This is a genomic window from Parapedobacter composti (assembly GCF_900112315.1).
Taxonomy (GTDB): Bacteria; Bacteroidota; Bacteroidia; order Sphingobacteriales; family Sphingobacteriaceae; genus Parapedobacter; species Parapedobacter composti.
Window position 1 is genome coordinate 540,580 of sequence record NZ_FOLL01000001.1, and the last position, 19,068, is coordinate 559,647.

At 51.0% G+C, this 19,068-nt stretch carries 16 protein-coding genes; 15 read left to right on the forward strand and 1 reads right to left on the reverse strand.

Annotated elements, in window-relative coordinates:
* Positions 1 to 5 precede the first annotated feature (5 nt).
* The 12 genes from BM030_RS01960 to BM030_RS02015 all read left to right on the forward strand — a co-directional run bounded on the left by BM030_RS01960 (position 6) and on the right by BM030_RS02015 (position 14,049).
* Positions 6 to 1,079: a serine hydrolase domain-containing protein gene (locus BM030_RS01960; protein WP_211657498.1), complete on the forward strand. Its 1,074-nt coding sequence runs from the start codon at positions 6 to 8 to the stop codon at positions 1,077 to 1,079.
* 29 nt (positions 1,080 to 1,108) lie between these two features.
* Positions 1,109 to 2,686, forward strand: a complete 1,578-nt coding sequence (locus tag BM030_RS01965) for an N-acyl-D-amino-acid deacylase family protein (RefSeq protein WP_211657499.1) — start codon at positions 1,109 to 1,111, stop codon at positions 2,684 to 2,686.
* Positions 2,683 to 3,753 (forward strand): serine hydrolase domain-containing protein, encoded by a 1,071-nt coding sequence (locus BM030_RS01970; RefSeq protein WP_090970493.1) that lies wholly within the window; start codon positions 2,683 to 2,685, stop codon positions 3,751 to 3,753. Before BM030_RS01965 ends, BM030_RS01970 begins: the two co-directional genes overlap by 4 nt.
* Before the next feature lie 15 nt (positions 3,754 to 3,768).
* Positions 3,769 to 4,713, forward strand: a complete 945-nt coding sequence (locus tag BM030_RS01975; protein WP_139215782.1) for an N-formylglutamate amidohydrolase — start codon at positions 3,769 to 3,771, stop codon at positions 4,711 to 4,713.
* A 50-nt stretch (positions 4,714 to 4,763) separates the two neighbouring features.
* Complete coding sequence (locus BM030_RS01980) at positions 4,764 to 5,726, forward strand: N-formylglutamate amidohydrolase (protein WP_090970497.1); 963 nt, start codon at positions 4,764 to 4,766, stop codon at positions 5,724 to 5,726.
* A 47-nt stretch (positions 5,727 to 5,773) separates the two neighbouring features.
* Positions 5,774 to 7,474 carry a gamma-glutamyltransferase gene (gene ggt, locus BM030_RS01985; RefSeq protein WP_090970499.1) on the forward strand — a complete coding sequence of 567 codons (1,701 nt, stop codon included), beginning with the start codon at positions 5,774 to 5,776 and terminating at the stop codon, positions 7,472 to 7,474.
* Positions 7,475 to 7,546: 72 nt separating this feature from the next.
* Positions 7,547 to 8,296, forward strand: a complete 750-nt coding sequence (locus tag BM030_RS01990; protein ID WP_090970501.1) for an aspartate/glutamate racemase family protein — start codon at positions 7,547 to 7,549, stop codon at positions 8,294 to 8,296.
* Between the two features lies 1 nt (position 8,297).
* Complete coding sequence (locus BM030_RS01995) at positions 8,298 to 9,467, forward strand: DmpA family aminopeptidase (protein WP_090970503.1); 1,170 nt, start codon at positions 8,298 to 8,300, stop codon at positions 9,465 to 9,467.
* Positions 9,468 to 9,587: 120 nt separating this feature from the next.
* On the forward strand, positions 9,588 to 10,049 hold the full coding sequence (locus BM030_RS02000) for a hypothetical protein (RefSeq protein ID WP_090970505.1): 462 nt from the start codon (positions 9,588 to 9,590) through the stop codon (positions 10,047 to 10,049).
* A gap of 152 nt (positions 10,050 to 10,201) precedes the next feature.
* Positions 10,202 to 11,536, forward strand: coding sequence for a dihydroorotase (locus BM030_RS02005; RefSeq protein ID WP_090970507.1), 1,335 nt, complete (start codon positions 10,202 to 10,204; stop codon positions 11,534 to 11,536).
* Positions 11,537 to 11,554: 18 nt separating this feature from the next.
* Positions 11,555 to 12,571 (forward strand): S66 peptidase family protein, encoded by a 1,017-nt coding sequence (locus tag BM030_RS02010; protein WP_090970509.1) that lies wholly within the window; start codon positions 11,555 to 11,557, stop codon positions 12,569 to 12,571.
* Positions 12,572 to 12,573: 2 nt separating this feature from the next.
* Positions 12,574 to 14,049, forward strand: coding sequence for a M14 family zinc carboxypeptidase (locus BM030_RS02015; RefSeq protein ID WP_090970511.1), 1,476 nt, complete (start codon positions 12,574 to 12,576; stop codon positions 14,047 to 14,049).
* Here BM030_RS02015 and BM030_RS02020 read toward each other — a convergent pair.
* Positions 14,030 to 15,538 (reverse strand): serine hydrolase domain-containing protein, encoded by a 1,509-nt coding sequence (locus BM030_RS02020; RefSeq protein ID WP_211657500.1) that lies wholly within the window; start codon positions 15,536 to 15,538, stop codon positions 14,030 to 14,032. The genes BM030_RS02015 and BM030_RS02020 overlap by 20 nt on opposite strands.
* A gap of 236 nt (positions 15,539 to 15,774) precedes the next feature.
* On the opposite strand from BM030_RS02020, the gene BM030_RS02025 reads away from it, so the two are divergent.
* The 3 genes from BM030_RS02025 to BM030_RS02035 are packed head-to-tail and all read left to right on the forward strand — an operon-like array spanning position 15,775 to position 19,040.
* On the forward strand, positions 15,775 to 16,746 hold the full coding sequence (locus BM030_RS02025) for a DUF6807 domain-containing protein (protein ID WP_090970513.1): 972 nt from the start codon (positions 15,775 to 15,777) through the stop codon (positions 16,744 to 16,746).
* Entirely contained in the window at positions 16,743 to 17,597 is an 855-nt protein-coding gene (locus tag BM030_RS02030; RefSeq protein WP_090970516.1) for a ThuA domain-containing protein, read from the forward strand. Before BM030_RS02025 ends, BM030_RS02030 begins: the two co-directional genes overlap by 4 nt.
* A gap of 27 nt (positions 17,598 to 17,624) precedes the next feature.
* Positions 17,625 to 19,040: a Gfo/Idh/MocA family protein gene (locus BM030_RS02035; RefSeq protein ID WP_090970518.1), complete on the forward strand. Its 1,416-nt coding sequence runs from the start codon at positions 17,625 to 17,627 to the stop codon at positions 19,038 to 19,040.
* Positions 19,041 to 19,068: the final 28 nt, after the last annotated feature.

Genomic DNA, 19,068 nt, shown 5'->3' on the forward strand with positions numbered 1-19,068 from the left:
TGACTATGACGGTTTTAAGAGTAGTTTTTTTGGCACTGGTAATAGTGCCTTGTGGCGGGGTAATCGGCCAGCCATCAAAAGGAAAGCACGTACATTATCCCGGCAAGACCTGGGAAGTTGTTGCTTCGCCGGAAGAGCTCGGCTTGTCAAAAAGCAAATTGGAGGAGGCAAAGGCATTCTCCGAAACGCTTCATACGGCTGCGGTAATGGTGGTGGTTGATGGAAAAGTTGCATACCAATGGGGTGAGGTTGACAAGAAGTTCAATACCCATTCTATCCGAAAAAGTGTAATGAGTGCGCTTTATGGGAAATATGTGCTGAACGGTACCATCGATTTGGAAGCGACCATGGCTGATTTAGGCATTAATGACGTAGAAGGGCTAACTAAAGAGGAGTTACGTGCCACCGTGCGGGACTGTCTTAAATCCCGCTCTGGCGTTTATCATCCGGCATTATATGAGACCGAGGGCATGAAAAGAAGAAAGCCCGAACGGCATACGCACCGTGCGGGAACGTTTTGGTATTATAACAATTGGGATTTCAATGTGCTCGGGACAATTTTTGAGCAACTGACGCAGCAATCGCTCTTTGAGGCCCTCCAGCGGGATATCGCCGGCCCCATCGGAATGGAGGATTATCAGCCAGCTGATGGAAAATACATAAGCGGCAAGGCTTCTATGCATAAAGCTTACCCGTTTCATGTGTCGGCCCGAGACCTTGCGCGGTTTGGTTGGTTGATGCTTAACAATGGGAAATGGAACGATCTGCAGGTGATTGATAGTACCTGGGTGCATGAAACGACTCGCTATTATTCAGACGCTACGCTCTATGGGCGTTCGGGTTATGGCTACCTCTGGTGGGTGGCGCGAAATCATACCAGGCATCCGCATTTGTCGCATGCGGAAGTCCCGGAAGATTCTTATTCGGCTAAAGGCGCCCGTGGCCAGCATCTCTTGGTGATACCTGAATATAATATGGTCATCGTTCACCGTGTCAATACCGACGTGAAAGGCAATTCCGTGTCGGGAGGTGATATAGGCCGGTTATTCAAAATAATCTTGGATGCCAGAATAATATAATGTTATTTAGATACTTTAATAAACAAATTATGATAAAGCGATTGTTAGTCCTGGCGTGCGGCGTAATGTTGCATGCTGCGCTCTTGGTAGCGAAAGATAATCCAACATTGGATATTCTGATAAGAAATGCTTGGGTCTTCGACGGTACAGGCAGTGATTCCGTACAGGTTGATGTAGGTATTAGCGGTGAACGTATTGTGTTTATCGGTCGGGCTGAAGCAGCGATGCAGGCCGAGCGCGAAATCGATGGAACGGGATTGTACCTTTCTCCCGGATTCATTGATCCTCATACACACCAAAATGGCCGATTATCAAGCGAAAATGCCCAAACCCGAGCACTGCTTCGTTGCTTAAGGCAGGGAGTAACCACTATCTTTGCTGGTAATGACGGTTCCGGACCGTTGCCCATCGGGGAAACATTGCGTCAATGGGAAATGGAAGGTATAGGCGTCAATGCCGCTCTTTTCGTGCCGCACGGCTCGGTTCGCGCGGCGGTGATGGGGTATCGTAACATTGGTGCTTCGCCTGACCAGATAGAGCGTATGAAGGGGTTGGTAGAAGCTTCAATGAAAGAAGGTGCATTTGGCTTGTCAACGGGATTGTTTTATACACCGGGCTTTTTCTCTACAACTGATGAGGTGATTGAGTTGTCTAAGGTAGCGGCAGCCTATGGCGGTGTGTATGACACTCATCAAAGGGATGAGGGGTCACAGAATATCGGCGTTATCAACTCCGTGAAAGAAGTGCTTGAAATCGCAGAAAAAGCTGCTATTCCGGTTCATTTTTCGCATATCAAAGTTTCCGGGAAACCTTCCTGGGGCAAAAGTGAGGAGATTATCCGCATGGTGGAAGAGGCCCATCGGAAAGGCCTGAAGGTAACAGCAAATCAGTATCCTTATTTGGCGTCACGTACAGGGCTGGGATCTGCCTTGGTGCCTGCCTGGGTGCGCGATGGTGGTACATCGGCCATGCGGCAACGGTTCAAAGACGAAACGCTACGCGACAGCATCTTACGTGGCATCGCTGAGAGCATCGAGGTGCGAACGGGTACAGCAGACCTGTTGTTTTTGTCTATCCCGTCAGACACTTTTCTCAACGGTAAATCCGTTGGAGAAATTGCGGGTATCTGGGGTGTCAAGCCAGAAGAAGCCGTTCTTCGTATCCTTGCAGAAAAGTCACCTTCTGTCCATTCGTTCAGTATGTCAGAAGACGATCTGCTTAACTTTATGCGGCAGCCCTGGGTGATGGTTGGATCCGACGGTGGTGGAGGGCACCCACGTGCTTTTGGCACCTTCCCGCGGGTATTGCGGCGCTATGTGTTAGATAAAGGTGTGCTGTCGCTGGCTCAAGCGATTCATAAATCTTCCGGACTTACTGCCGAGACGTTCAACGTTAAACAGCGGGGCTTTATCAAACAGGGTTATTACGCAGATATTATCCTTTTTGATCCGAAGACCATACAAGATAACGCCACCTTCGACGACGCAGAACAAATGGCCTCAGGCGTCTCTTACGTGATAGTCAATGGTAAACTTACGATTGACAATGGAAAATACACGCAGGTGCTTGCCGGAAAGGCGCTGAGATTAAATGAAGGTGCTGAATGATAGCGGTAAAGCACAATTGGTGGCTGCTCATATTTTTATTGCTCGGCATCCAGCGATCGTACGGTCAGCCTGATATAGAAAGCAGACTGTTACGGATACTGGATGAAACCCAAATCCCCGGTATACAAATCGCGCATCTCAAGGATGGTCAAATACATCACTACAACATCGGGGAAGCGGTATATGGCGCTCGCAAAGCGGTCTCCCGGAATAGTGTTTTTCAGACGGCTTCGTTAAGCAAAGTGGTGTTTGCCTATACCGTATTGCGGCTGTATGATAAAGGCCTGTTGGATTTGGATAGGCCTTTGCTGGAATACATGCCGTACGAACGGCTGCGTAACGAACAAAGGGGCAATCGGATGACCGCACGAATGGTGCTTAACCATACGACCGGTTTACCTAATTGGCAGGTCAGCACATCCAATCCGAACTGGAAAACCAGCGAACTGAAGGCCGCTTTCGAACCGGGGGCGCATTACCGTTATTCCGGCGAAGGGTTTTATTGGTTACAGCTCGTTGTGGAACACCTTACGCAAAAGAACTTGCAGCAGGTAGTGGAAGAAGAGGTGTTTGAACCGTTGAGATTGAAGCATAGCAGTTACGTTTGGGTTAACCGTATGGAACGGAACGCTGTGGTAGGGCACAAAGGGCTTGAACCTTATGGGCTTCGGAAAACGAGACATGCGAACGCAGCCTTTTCGCTCCGGGCAACGGCCAGCGATTACCTTCGTTTTGTCACGGAGGCGTTGATTAAGGGAAAGGGCCTGAAGCCGGAGACGCATAAAATGATGTTGGCCAAGTCAAGTTCGGGGCAACCAGCCGATAAAGTCGGTGAAGCGTATGAACATCTTAGTTTCGGCTTGGGCGTTTTGTTGCAGGAAAACGAACGGGGCAAAGCGGTTATTCATACGGGGTCCAATCCTGGTTTCCGTAATTTTTTTATTGCCTATCCGGATACCGGAGAAGCGTTAGTTTGCTTTACCAATAGTACAAACGGTGAAAAGATCAGAGAAGAAGTCGCCCGTATCCTATTAGGTAATCAGACGTTTTGGTTTACTCAACGTTAAAAAATGATCACGGTTATGAAGCGTAAGCTATTCGTTTATCAATCAATTATATTTTCGTTTATTGTCGTTTGTAGCCAAACCTTGGCGCAGACCGCAACCTCGGCTGGCTTGGCGCCCCAGCATTGGAAAGCCGGAGATATCTATGCAGATGAGCATCGCTGGAACACTTGCCATGTAGGAGATATGCCGCTGGTAATCAGTGTCCCCCACGGAGGTCGGCTCAAACCCAGTACGTTACCGGATCGTCAGTGCCTCGGAGTGAAAGGTATCGACCGAAATACCATGGAGCTGGCCGAAGAAATTGAGCAGGCATTTATCCGGCAATATAATAAACGCCCTTATATTGTCTTTACACATCTGCATCGTAGTAAAATCGATCAAAACCGCGATTTTGATGAGGCTACCTGTGGCAATGAAGCGCTGCGAAAGGTGTGGGAAACTTTTCACCGGTATATAGACACGTGTTTAGCTGATGCTGTCCAAAAACATGGATATGCCCTGTATATCGACTTACATGGCCACGCACATCCCAATCAACGACTGGAGTTGGGATATTTGATTGGATCTAAATCGATGGAAACGCTGTATAAATCGGAAGACGGTGCGCAAGCAGCGTTGGGCCACAAGACGTCCATGCGTAGCGTTGCTATCAACAATGGTATGGATGTGCGTGAATTACTGTTTGGTGACAATGCTTTTGGTACGTTGCTGCAAAATGCCGGAATTGCTGCTACGCCCAGCAAGCAAGACCCTTATCCGGTGGAAGGCGAGAAATTTTTTTCCGGCGGTTACAACACACGGAGGTACACATCCGGCAGTCATCCGAATGTATTTGGCTTTCAGATAGAATGCCACTTCAAGGGGGTGCGAAGCGAGGAAGACATCCCGGGGTTTGCTAAGAAATTCGCCGAGGTGACTGTAGCTTATTTGAATCGGCTGAGGCTTCCGAAAACTCCGTGAAGTTTTAGTGCACATGGAGCAAAGCTGGTGACATAATTTAATTGGAGTATATGAAGGAAGATGCCATCAAAAAGATTCAGATAAACTACATGTTTCAAATCGCATTGTTGCCGCTGTTTTTCTTGCTGGTGCAGTGCAAAAAAGATGACGGTGACGACGGTGCTCCGCAACCGCCGGTAGCCCATCATTGGCAAGCCGGCCAAGTATTTTTCGATGAGCCGCGGTGGACGGAATGCGTTGTAGGTGATATGCCTTTGATCATTAGCGCGCCGCACGGTGGTGCCGTGCGTCCGGCACACGTGCCGGACCGGACGTGCCCCAACGCTACGGTTGGAACGGATTTATACACAATGGAACTGGCCCGTGATATCGCCGAGGAGCTATACCAGACCTATGGTGTTCGGCCGTACTTAATTATCAATCACCTGCACAGGATTAAAATCGACCAAAACCGTGAAATCAATGAGGCTACCTGCGGAAACGAAGAAATGAAGGTGATCTGGCACAACTTCCATCATTATATTGATACGGCTTTGGCAACGGCGGTAAATAAGTTCGGACGCGCACTGTATATTGATTTGCATGGTCATGCGCATGAAAAGCATCGGCTGGAGTTGGGATACCGGCTCAATGCAAGCGATTTAGGTCATGTATACACCAATACGAATATAACCGCGTTGACGGCCAAATCTACACTGGTCAATCTTGTTGGCATGGCCCCTTCGTTTAATCTACGTGATTTGATTATCGGCGATCATGCGTTTGGCACCTTGATGGCCAACGAAGGAGTGCCTTCAGTACCGAGTAAACAAGACCCGTACCCCATGTCCGGGGAACCTTTTTTTAACGGAGGATATAACTCAGACCGATATACATCGGTCCACTATCCCGGTGTATATGGTTTCCAGATTGAGTGCCACCGCCCAGGTGTGCGGAACCCGGAAGATCGGCCCGAATTTGCGAAGAAATTTGCCAAAGTGGTAGTGGATTTCTTGGAAAAGACCAAACCTTAATAAATAGCTTAACAGACTAAACAAATATAATCGAAAAGGAACCGACGATGAATAAACTTGCTTCACTGCTGTCAATCTTTTTTTTGGCTTTTGGATGCGGCCAGAACAATCGTATACAGATAGATGCATATGATTATGACATTACTAAGAAAGTCACTGTCCCTCATGCCGCCGTGGTCAGCGCCCATCCGCTGGCCAGTGAGGTGGGGCTTGCAATCTTGAGAAAAGGAGGTAACGCGGTGGATGCGGCTATCGCTACGCAATTTGCTTTGGCCGTTGTGTACCCCAACGCGGGTAATCTGGGTGGAGGAGGATTCCTGGTATTGCATCGGCAAAATGGAGAAAACATTACGTTCGATTTCCGCGAACGCGCTCCTGGAAATGCATCGCGCGATATGTACCTCGACGAACAGGGCGAGGCTGTCAGCACCTTGAGCCGCGATGGACACCTCGCAGCCGGGGTACCCGGAACGGTGGCGGGTGCGTTCGCATCGCACGACGCATACGGGCGGCTGCCAATGGCTGAACTGATCCAGCCTGCGATTGAGCTGGCGGCGAAAGGTTTTGCCATCACCGAGCGCGAAGCAAGGGGTTTGAACCGGACAAAAGGGGATTTCGAAAAATACAACACCAAACGTCCCGCCTTTGTCAAGGATGGCGATTGGAAGGAAGGGGACACGTTGATACAGACCGATCTGGCCCGGACACTGGAGCGGATACGGGATCTTGGGCAAGCCGGATTTTACGAAGGGGAGACCGCCGATCTCATAGTTGCTGAAATGACGCGCGGCGGCGGTATCATCAGCCATCAGGATTTGAAAGATTACCGCGCCGTACAACGGGACCCCATTACATTTGATTACCGGGATTACCGCATCGTCACCATGCCACTGCCGTCCAGCGGCGGCGTTATGATGCAACAGATGCTGGGCATGCTGGAAGCGCATCCGATAGGACAGTACGGGTACGGTACATCAGAAGCTGTGCAATTGATGATTGAGATAGAACGCCGTGCCTATGCCGATCGTACCGAGTATATGGGCGATCCTGATTTCGTGGAGGTACCGGTACACAGACTGGTAGACAAGCAGTACCTGGCGGAGCGGATGAGCGATTATAGTCCGCTGAAAGCTACGCCGAGCGTAGCGGTGCAGGCCGGAGTATGGCAGGAAAGCGAGGAAACCACCCACCTCTCTGTAGTGGACGAAGAAGGTAACGCGGTAGCTGTAACAACAACCTTGAACGGTGCGTATGGCAGCCGTGTGGTGGTTGGCGGGGCTGGTTTCATTTTGAATAACGAAATGGACGACTTCAGCGCCAAACCGGGGGTGCCCAATAAGTTCGGGCTGCTGGGTACTGACGCTAATGCGATAGCACCGGGCAAGCGGATGCTCAGCTCCATGACACCCACTATCGTGCTGAAAGATAATGCACCTTATCTTGTGCTGGGCACCCCGGGCGGCTCAACCATCATTACTTCCGTTTTCCAGACACTGGTGAACATCCTGGATTTCGGCCTGAGCGTGGAAGAGGCGGTGAACAATCCCAAATTTCATCACCAGTGGCAACCGGATGTAGTTTATGTGGAAAGGGACTTTTCTGCGGAAACCCGCGCTAAGCTGATGACGATGGGATACCAGTTTACCGAGCGTGCGCCAATAGGCCGCACCGAGGTGATACGGATAACTGAATCAGGGGTGGAGGCCGTAGCCGATAAACGGGGCGACGATAGTGCCGCCGGGTATTAATGGTGCATATTATTATCTTTGACCCTGAGCAGCGTCAAGACTATGCAGGCTATTAAGTGATATTGCAATAACATGATAGGAATAGTAGGGGGAGCCGGCCCGTTGGCTGGCGTCGATCTGTTGAAGAAAATCATTGAGGAAACCAACGCGCGTACCGACCAGGATCACCTCCCGGTAACGTTGCTGTCTGTACCCGAAGATACGCCGGATAGGACGGCGTACCTCCTGGGTCGGGAAAAGAACAACCCGGCGTATCCCATCAGCCAATTGTTTCTCCGTTTGGAAGCGATGGGCGCCGTTGTGGCCGCTATTCCCTGCAATACGGCGCACGCAGCTCCCATTTTCGGTACCATAAAGCAGGAGCTGGGGAAAGCGAACAGTAAACTGCGGCTCCTAAGTTTGATCGAAGAAACCGTTACCGCGATAAAAAATGGTATCGCAGCAGGCGGCAAAGTGGGGGTGCTTTCTACCACCGGTACCTATAAGGCCGGGGTATACCGCGAAGCACTCCAGGACAAACAGTTGGAGGTGATCGAGCTGAATGAGGTGTGGCGCGAACGTGTGCACAATGCAATCTATAATACGGCATACGGTATCAAGGCGTTTTCTTCTCCGGTGAATAAGCTGGCGGTCAATGAGCTTACCAAGGCAATGAACGAACTCATCAGGAAAGGGGCAGATGCCGTTATCTTAGGCTGCACGGAAATTCCGCTTGCCATAACGAACCCCTATTACAAGGGGATTCCATTGATTGATCCCAGCCGTATCCTCGCGCGATCGCTTATCCGGGCACTGGATCCTTCAAAACTAAAAACCACTTGATATGAAACATAAAATGAGCGTCTTTGCTGCGCTATGGCTGTTTTCAGCCCTGCTGGCCACGGCCCAGGAGCGGGGCAGGGCAAGGGACTTTGGGCTGATTACGGGCATCCTTCCCACGGGAAAATGGAATGCCATTACGGATGTACCGGGCGTATCGGTGGGACATAAAACGCTGTTAAGCGGTGATTCCGTGCGGACCGGCGTAACGGTAATTTTGCCCCACCAAGACAATATCTTCCAGCAAAAGGTACCTGCCGCCGTATACGTAGGGAATGGCTTCGGGAAGTCAATGGGGCTATCGCAAATTGAAGAGTTGGGTAATCTGGAAACACCTATTGCTCTTACCAATACGCTCAGTGCGCCCACCGTGGCCAATGGCTTACTCGATTATATGCTGGGGCTACCCGGCAACGAGAACGTACGATCGGTTAATAGCGTAGTAGGAGAAACCAATGACGGATACTTGAATGATATCCGGGGCAGGCATGTTGCCCCGAACGATGTATCAGATGCCCTGCGCACAGCATCGAGCGGCCCGGTAGCTGAAGGCAATGTGGGGGCCGGTACGGGTACGCGTGCCTTGGGCTTCAAAGGCGGAATCGGTACAGCGTCGCGGATACTTCCCCCATCAAAAGGGGGCTATACCGTAGGTGTGTTGGTGCAAAGCAATTTCGGTGGCGTCTTGCAGATTAACGGCGCACCGGTAGGACGGGAATTGCATAATTTTTATATGATGGAAGAAGGGCCTTATGTCGCCGATGGCTCTTGCATGATTATCATCGCCACGGACGCTCCCTTGTCTGCCCGTAACCTGAAACGCCTTGCACGGCGGTCGTACCTGGCTTTCGGGGCGGTAGGCTCGTTTTCATCCAATGGTAGCGGCGACTATTCCATCGCCTTTTCGGTTCATCCGGATACATTTATTCCCCACACATCGAAAGAGCCTGTCCACATGACGCCCGATTTACGAAACGATGAGCTGTCTCCGCTGTTCCTGGCGGTGCTGGAAGCTACGGAAGAGGCAATCTATAACTCTTTGTTTATGGCCGCAGACATGGAGGGGCACCGTGGCCATGTGGTAAAGGCATTACCCATAGACCGTACGCTTGAAATACTTAAGAAATACCGGGCACTGCATCAGGATACGTTGCCGAAGGCATCTCCGAAGTAGGAGAACGCCTGTTTGTCAACAAAGCTGTTACGATTTATTCATTAAACCTTGACGCTATTGCTGCCGTCTTACTGGCAAAGGGAGTTTGAAAGCGGTATGTTTCAACTAAAAGGTAGGACTATGAAAAAGCTAATCATCTATGTCGTTGCCATCCTGTTTGGCGCGGTGGCGACGACCGAAGTAAACGCCCAGGGCAGGGGCAACGATCGCCGTGTCAAAAGTAAGAAGGAGTATGTCAAATACCATGAAAAACGCCAGAAAGCGGCGTATAAACGTGACAAGGAGATTGCTAAGTCATATCAGGCTTATTACAAAACGCGTGAAAAGGCCTACCGGGATTATGTTAAACGCCAGCATAAGCGTTACCGCGACCACGACAAATGGTACTATGACAAGCGATTCCACCGCCGTACAGAATACGTTTATTTCCCGGCATACCGCACGTATTACGACCCGTACCGCCGGGGATATGTTTACCGGCATAGGAATGCGTGGGTATTCGCCCCAACGATGCCGTCTTTTTTGGTGGGCGTTAACCTGGGTAATGTGAATGTACAATTTATGGCAAATCTGCCGATATAATGGATGCATGGAGCACTGGATTTGATGTAGTGATGCGATAGGAAGCGGGGTATGCCACAGGCTGTCCCGCTTTTTTTGGTAATAGACGGTGTTTGTAAAAACAGTGCAATTTAACTAAGTTTGGCCGTAATATACGGCAATACGCATTTACGATGTCTACAATCCTCATTAAAGCAGCCACCGTGGTCAACGAAGGCCAGATGTCCACGCAGGACGTACTGATTGCGGATGGCTTCATTCAAAAGATAGGGCCGGCGCTCAATGCGCCCGCAGCCACTGAAATCAATGCAGAGGGATTGGTATTGCTGCCGGGCCTGATTGATGATCAGGTGCATTTCCGTGAGCCGGGGCTTACATACAAGGCGGATATATGGCATGAGAGCCGTGCCGCGGTAGCCGGAGGCACCACGTCATATATGGAAATGCCCAACACCGTGCCCAATACGCTGACGCAACAATTGCTACAGGATAAATACGCTATTGCAGCCCAGCAATCGTTGGCCAACTATTCTTTTTATATGGGAGCGGCAAACGATAACTTGGACGAAGTACTGCGCACCAACCCAAGGGAGGTGTGCGGCGTCAAAGTGTTCATGGGATCATCCACGGGTAATATGCTGGTTGACGACGAGTATACCCTGGAAAGCCTGTTTACCCGTTCGCCCATGCTGATTGCTACACACTGTGAAGATGAAGTGACGATTAAGCAGAATCTTGCCTTGTATAAGGCCCTGCATGGCGATGATTTAACCGCTGATATGCATCCCCTTATCCGGTCGGCCGAGGCCTGCTACATCTCCTCGTCCCGGGCAGTCGCGCTGGCGAAAAAGCACGGTACAAGACTGCACATCCTGCACATTTCCACAGCTAAGGAAACGGAGTTGTTCGACAGCGGAATCCCCCTGGAACAGAAACGGATCACGGCTGAAGCGTGTGTGCATCACCTCTGGTTCAGCGATGCGGACTATGCGGAGAAAGGAAACCTGATTAAATGGAATCCCGCCGTGAAAACCGCTGCCGACCGGGAGGGCGTACGACGTGCCGTATTGGATGGCCGTATTGATGTCATCGCTACTGATCATGCGCCGCATACCATAACGGAGAAATCTCAACCTTATGCCCACGCTCCCTCCGGAGGCCCATTGGTGCAGCATGCCTTGCAAGCGCTGTTAGACATGTACCACAGCGGCACGTTTACGCTGGAAGAACTGGTGCAGAAGACGGCGCATAATACGGCCGTATGCTTCCAGATCGATAGGCGGGGTTTTATCCGCGAAGGGTATTGGGCAGATTTGGTACTCGTGGATCTGAATAAACCTTATACGGTAAGCAAACACAATATTCTTTCCAAATGCGGATGGTCCCCCTTTGAAGGGCATACATTCAAGTCTTCCGTCCTGTATACCATCGTTTCGGGCAACTTGGTATATGCTTCCGGGCAACTGCTGGAAAAAGGGAGTGGTCAGCGGCTGTTGTTCAACCGATAGCTGAGTCATCAACGTTATATGGATAAACGGACGTTCATCAAAACGCTGGGGTTGGGGATTGCGTCCCTGCCCGTGGCAAAGGCGGCGCAGAGCTTGGAGACAGTCCGCCGGCCTGCTATACTGCCACCTACCATCCGCAGAGGCGATACCGTAGGTATTATCACGCCTTCATCACCGCTGGTGGATAAGAAGGGATATGCTATCGCCGACAGGAACTTCATGGTGTTGGGGCTCCGCGTGAAGTGGGGCCGGCATGTAGGCAATCGTTATGGCTATTTGGCCGGTACAGACGAGGAGCGGTTGGCCGACCTCCATGGCATGTTTGCCGACGCGGATGTGAAAGCCATCGTTTGCCTGCGGGGCGGTTCGGGCGCGGCACGGTTACTTGATAAGCTGGATTATGACCTTATTGCACGTAACCCGAAGATTTTTATGGGGTATAGCGATATTACGGCGTATCATCAGGCCATTACTACCCAAACAGGACTTCTTACGTTCCATGGTGCCGTGGCGAACAGTCTATGGACACCGATGGTCATCAACCAATTCGAGCAACTGTTTTTCGAAGGGAACCTGCCGGAATATCGGGATGAGCTGGAAAATATCCGCACGATTACGCCCGGAACGGCCGAAGGGCGCCTGTTGGGCGGCAACCTCACGGTATTGACCGGCATAGCGGGATCCCGGTATTACCCGGATTTTGAAGACGGCATCCTTTTTGTCGAGGATATCGGGGAAGAGCCATACCGGATCGACCGGATGTTCAGCCAGTTGGCATTGTCTGGAGCCCTACAGAAAATAAAGGGCTTTATTTTCGGCCAGTGTACAGATTGTGAAGCAGAACACCCGGACAGATCGCTGACCTTGGAACAGGTGCTGGACGATTATATCAAGCCCTTAGGTATCCCTGCCTATCAGGGCGCACGTATCGGGCATATCGATGAACAGTTCATCATGCCTATTGGAGCCCGTGTGCGCATGAATGCGAGCGCGGGAAGTATCGCGGTGTTAGGAGAGATCTTTGCAAAGGAATAACTATGAAATATTGGGCTTATTTGTTCGGGTTGGTACTTGCTTCGGCTGCATGCCGGGGTATTGGGCAAAATACGTACAATGATGTGCCGGATACGGCCATGTTGGCCAAGGCGTTTGAAACCTATCGGGAGCCTGCCATTGTGCATCGGCGTTTTAAGCACGCGGATATCGAGCCGCTGATACTTAAGCGCCGGGACGGCGGTGCGTTTGAAGTGACGCAATTAGGTGTGTCAGTGCTGAAAAAGGCTATCTACCAGGTGAAGTACGGTCAGGGCCCCAAGAAGGTGATGCTGTGGTCGCAGATGCACGGCAATGAGCCTACCGCCACCATGGCGCTGATGGACATTTTCAATTTCCTGGAAGGTGCAGGCGATGGGATGGATAACCTGCGCAACCTGCTCAAGGAACAAACAAGCATTTATTTTATTCCGATGCTGAACCCGGACGGAGCTGATATATATAACCGGCGCAATGCGATGGACGTGGATCTGAACCGTGACGCGCGGGCCGGAGCCACGGTTGAAGGGCGTATCCTGCTGGAAGCAGCTAAGCGTATACAACCCAGCTATGGGTTCAATCTGCATGACATGAACATCTATTACAATGTGCCCGGTACGCCCAACCCCGTGACCATCGCATTGCTCGCCCCGGCATATAACGCTGAGCGCGACATTAATGAAGTGCGTGGTAATGCCATGAAGATCGCCGTGGGGATGAATCGGATCTTGCAGGGCTACGTGCCTGACGGGGTTGCTAAATACGACGATACCCACTCGCCGAGGGCCTTCGGGGACAATTTCCAAAAGTGGGGCGCCAGTACAGTACTGATTGAAGCGGGTGGCTATAAAGGTGATCCCGAAAAGCAATTTATCCGTAAGCTTAACTTCATTATCATCCTGAATGCCCTGATTGAAATTGCACAGGGCAGTTATGCCCAATACGATATCGCGGAATATGAGGCGCTCCCTTTCAGTGATTCGAAACTGTCCGATTTGCTTTTGCGTAACGTCGGTGCATCGCGCGATTCCATTGATTACAAGGTAGACCTCTCCATCAATCGTGACGAACACACGGTTGAAAGCGACTATTACGTGCGTTCACGGATTACCGATATAGGCGATTTGAAGGAGAACTATGGTTATGTGGACTTTGACGCGGATGGCTACCATTTTATGCCGGGCAATGTTTACCCCAAGGTAGTGAAAGGAGTCGGTGATATATCCCCTGAGCAGGCCATGGAATGGCTGCGCCAAGGCTACTATGCCATCCAGGTTGCCAATGCGCCGGAAAATAGACATCACAGCCTGCCGCTCATGATTTTTAGCGGACGCGCCCCCACACCGGCAAGTCCGAACCTGGGAAGAGACGCCAACTTTTTCCTGGCTAAAGATGGCAAGCCGGCTTATGCAGTCATTAACGGTTACCTCATCGATCTTTCTTCACCGCCCAATGAGACGTTCAAGAACTATGTTTGGTGATAGTGACCTGTTGGATACGGGGAATCTCTTCAGGGCTTAGCGTAAAATGAACGGCAATGTCATGGTGTTCGCCCACGATGATAAAGGTGCCTCGTAAGTTGTTTTCCGCAACGATTTCCTGCAGGCCGGTGATCTTGCCGGCCGTAGCGAACATCGCTTGGCTTTCTTTGCGAAGCATATGGATATCGTTATCCAGGAAGAAATTAGTGGCAAAAATTTCACTGGTTTCGGCCCCTTCCCAGTGCGGTAAGAACCGCACCAGTTCATTTTGCCGCTGTTTAAGCACCGTACTTACAGGAATTTGCCGAGCGGTGATACCCGATAGGCGGATAATCGCTCCGGCTACTTGGTTATTAATGGTAGTAGCTGGTGCGTAGGTGACATTGCTGAAAGACACGATACCCAGCCCGTGATCGGGCAAAATTAACCAGTTGCAGCCAAAGCCGGGCAGGCCGCCGCTATGGCCTACGGTCGTTATCCCGTTGCAGTCATGCGTCCAGCGTAACCCGTACCCGTATGCCGAAGTTACAGGGCAGCCGTTAACGTCCGTCAACCGGTTGAAGGTCCATGGCTGCTGCATTTCCCGCAACGACGAACGTTTCAGCGGTCCATCGTCGGTATCGTCCCGTGCCGGCCAGGCATCGAGGAAGAACGCTACGTAACGAGCAAAATCTTCAAGTGAACACGATAATCCGCCCATCGCGCCGTACGCGCCGTCATCCAGCATGGGTTGCTTAATCCATTGACCGTCCGTCCAGCGATAACCATGAGCCAGTAAGCCATCGGGCACATCCGTATATGCCCAATAGCTGTTATGCATCCCCAATGGCGTAAACAGGTTGGCTTTGATATAGGCATCATACCGCTGCCCTGTTATCCGTTTGATGACTTCTCCTAACAAGGCATAGCCAGTATTACTGTATTCGTAGGTAACACCCGGGGCATTTGAAAACGAAAATCCGTTTCGGATAAGTTCGGCAAATTCTTCATCACTGATGTCCAATTGCCGGTCGCCCCAAGGGTTATCCTCCGGAAATCCACCCATATGGGTAAGCAAATGCCTGATGGTGATCTTCGGTGCATCGGCCGTCAGCATGCGTTGCGCGCCAAATTCGGGGATATAGCGTTCCAGTGCATGATCTAAATCCAGTTTTCCCGCATCGCGCAGTTGCAGAATCGCGGCCGCAACAAAACTTTTCGTCATAGAGGCTGCCCGGAATACGGTGTGCGGAGAAACGGGAATCTGCCGTTCAATATCTGAATAGCCCCACGTGCCCTGATGGACAACCTCGCCGTTATAGACAATGGCATAAGCTACGCCCGGCGAATGGTACTTAACTGCGAATGCTTGGTAAATACTGTCGATGGCGGGGATGCTTCGCTTAAGTGCCGCCATGGACGCGTCTGCCTGTTGTGAAAAAACAAACCCGGGAAAAGCAAAAAGCATGAAAAAAAAACAGCGGATGGTATGATTGCGCTTAGTAGCCATAGTAACCGATTGAATAGGATCAAAGGTAGTTATTATCCGGCTAACTTGTATTAAACCGGAGATTCCTGTGCTGGCGGCCAAATCATATCAGCGGGATGATGAATTTTAGTATAACGGTTGAATTCATTAACTATCGCCAAATTGGCATGATGAAGGCTTCTATCAAGCGGCGACAATTCCTTTATCGGGTTAGATTTTGATAACTTTAGCCCATTACTTTTATAAATCTATCGGCTATGTTGAAAGTTATTGGTACGATTTGTTCGGTAGTTGTCTGCGCGCATACATTGGCGCAGGAGGCTGGCCAAGATAAGACTTATCGGGCAGATAAGGGGCCGGACGAACTGGTGTTAAAGAACCCGCAGGGCAGGGCGTTGCTGACATACCGGTATACCGTTAAAGCGCCTCCTCAGGGAGTAGATCCGGCATATGGCCGCGCGGGGTATATCCACCCGCTGCAGACCCCGTCTGGCAAAGTGCTTACCACCATCCAGCCCGCCGACCACTATCATCACTACGGGTTATGGAATCCCTGGACACGTGTGGAATACCGGGGAAAGTTATATGACCTTTGGAATATAGGCGACAAAAAGGGTACCGTGCGCTTCGTCAAATTTGAAGATATCTTCCACGATAAAGGGAAGGCCGGCTTTGAGGCGGTGCATGACCATGTCATTTTTGATGGCAGCGAAGAAACCGTGATAATGAAGGAAAACTGGCGAATCACGGTTTCTCAATTGGATTCCGGTCGTTATCAGTGCGATATACGGTCCGTCTTGCGGCCGGCTACAACAGCCGACGTTGTACTTAAAGAATATCGTTACGCCGGTTTAGGTTTCAGGGCCACGCCCGAATGGACCAATACCAATAGCGAAGTGCTCACTTCAAGTGGCAAATCCCGTAAGGACGCTGATGGATCGCTTGAGCGCTGGGCTATGGTGTCGGGTAAACTGGGAGATGGCCGAGGTGGAATACTCTTTCTTTCCCATCCCGATAATTATAATGCACCTGAACCAATACGGGTGTGGCCTGAAGACGCTAACGGCGGACGGGGCGACCAGTTCTTCAACTTTTCGCCCACCAAGAATAAAGACTGGACCTTAGAAGCTGGAAGATCTTATACATTACACTATCGCTTAATTATTTTTGATGGCAGCCTGTCGGCCGAAGAAGCCGAACAGCTGTGGCAAACTTTTGTAACCAGATGAACAGAACATTATTGCTTTTACAACGACTAACACGCGCAGGACTATTAGCGCTTGCGGTGCTGCTTTCCCTTTCGCCCATGCTGTATGCTCAATCTGTCAATTGGAAGCGGGTAAAGATACTGGTGTACACCAAGAATGGACCGGGATATGTGCATGACAATATCGAGAATTCGGTAATCGCTTTAAAGGAATTGGGTGAGCAGCATGGGTTTGCAGTAGATGCAACGGATGATCCAGCCGTGTTTACGGATCAGAATCTTAAGCAATACGATGCCTTGGTGTTTTCAAACACCAACAATGATGTCTTTGACACTGATGCACAGCGGGTAGCCTTGATGAGGTATATCCAAGCCGGTGGAGGGTTCGTGGGTATCCACTCCGCTTCGGGCACCGAGCGCAAATGGAAGTGGTTTAAGCAATTGCTTGGCGCCACGTTTTATTGGCATGACAAATTCCAGCCTTTTACCGTGAATGTCGTTGATGCCAAGCATCCATCGGTAAAGCACCTGCCCAGAAAATGGGTGCGGGTGAAGGGCGATGAATTTTACTACCTGAAACAATTGAATGTCAACCTTCATGTGGTTGCCGTGAATGATGCGACGACATTGAAGGGCGAAGATTCCCGCCGCTTGGATACGTTCGGCGATGTGTTCCCTTCGGTGTGGTGCCACGGGTTTGACGGTGGCTGGTCGTGGTACACTTCACTCGGGCATGACAAGGCGGATTATATGGATGAGGAGTTCAGGCAGCATATCCTGGGCGGCATTGAATGGGTGGTGTCAAAGGGCGGTAAGCGCGACTACCGTAAAGCATATGCAACCCATCCTACGGATGAAGTTATTGAACGTTGACCAAATATTTCTCTAAATAGTGTTATCATGGATAAGAAGCAGTTGAATAGACGGACATTTATCAAGCAAGCAGCAGGCGGAACGGCTTTGCTGGCCGCAGCGGCGGCATTCCCCACCATCGTACCCGCGTCGGTATTCGGAAAAAACGCTCCGAGTAACCGTATCCATATCGGGCAAATCGGCTTTGGCCGGATAGCCAAGAGCCATGATCTTCCGGAAGTGCTGAAGCACGACTATGTGCGAGTGGTGGCTGTATCGGATGTGGATAGTAGGCGGCTGGCCATGGGCAAGGAGTGGATAGAAGGAAGGTATGCTGAAAAAAACGGGGGGCGATCGCCTGTAGATGTGGTGGTTTATGATGATTATCGCGACCTGATTGCCGATAAGCAGGTGGATGCAGTGATTATCAGCACACCGGACCATTGGCATGCGCAACCAGCTATGGAGGCCGCAATTGCGGGTAAGCATATTTACCTTCAAAAGCCTACATCACTGACCATCGAAGAAGGCCGTATGATGGCTGACGTGGTGGCAAAAACAGGCGTGGTATTCCAATTGGGCAGCCAGCAGCGGTCGGTGCACCCGTGGCCGCAGTTTAAGCGCACCTGCGAGCTGGTGCGTAACGGACGTATTGGTACGGTCAAGCGTGTCGTTATCGGCCTGCCTGGAGACCCCGCGGGAGGCAATCCAACCGAGATGCCGGTTCCCTCCAACTTGAACTACGAACGTTGGCTGGGCTCCACACCGCTGGTGCCCTACACGCTAGACCGTGTACATTCGCAAACCAATATAGACGATAGGCCGGGTTGGTTGCGTTGCGAACAATTTGGGGCCGGGATGATCACGGGCTGGGGTTCGCACCATATAGACATCGCGCACTGGGGGCTGGATACGGAATTGTCGGGGCCGCTGGAAGCTGAAGGCCGTGCAACGTTCCCGACATCAGGGTTGTGGGACGTACATGGCGATTTCGAGGTGGAAATGCTTTACCCGGGAGGTGTAATCATGCAAATCAGCGGGGCCAACCCCAATGGCGTGCGGTTCGAAGGTACCGAAGGCTGGATTTTCGTGTCGCGGGGTAATGTGGGGGTAACCGCTACCGACCCCGGAGCAGCGGGGGGTAAGCAGAATGAGGCTTTCAAAGCCAGCGACAGCAAGATCTTACAATCCGTTATCGGAGAGCACGAAACGCGCTTATATGAAAGTCCGGAACAACACACCAACTGGTTGGAATGCATACGGAACGGCAAACAAACCATCAGCCACGTTGAGGTGGCGCACCGTTCCGGATCGGCCTGCCTCGTCGCGCATGCTGCGATGAAATTGGGCAGGAAACTGCGGTGGGATTCCACTAAAGAGCAATTTATCAATGATAAAGAAGCGAATGGCCTTTTAGCACGCCCGCAGCGCTACCCTTACGGTACGGAGTATGTAAAGGCATGACCTTTCGGATACGATATTAACACAGGTA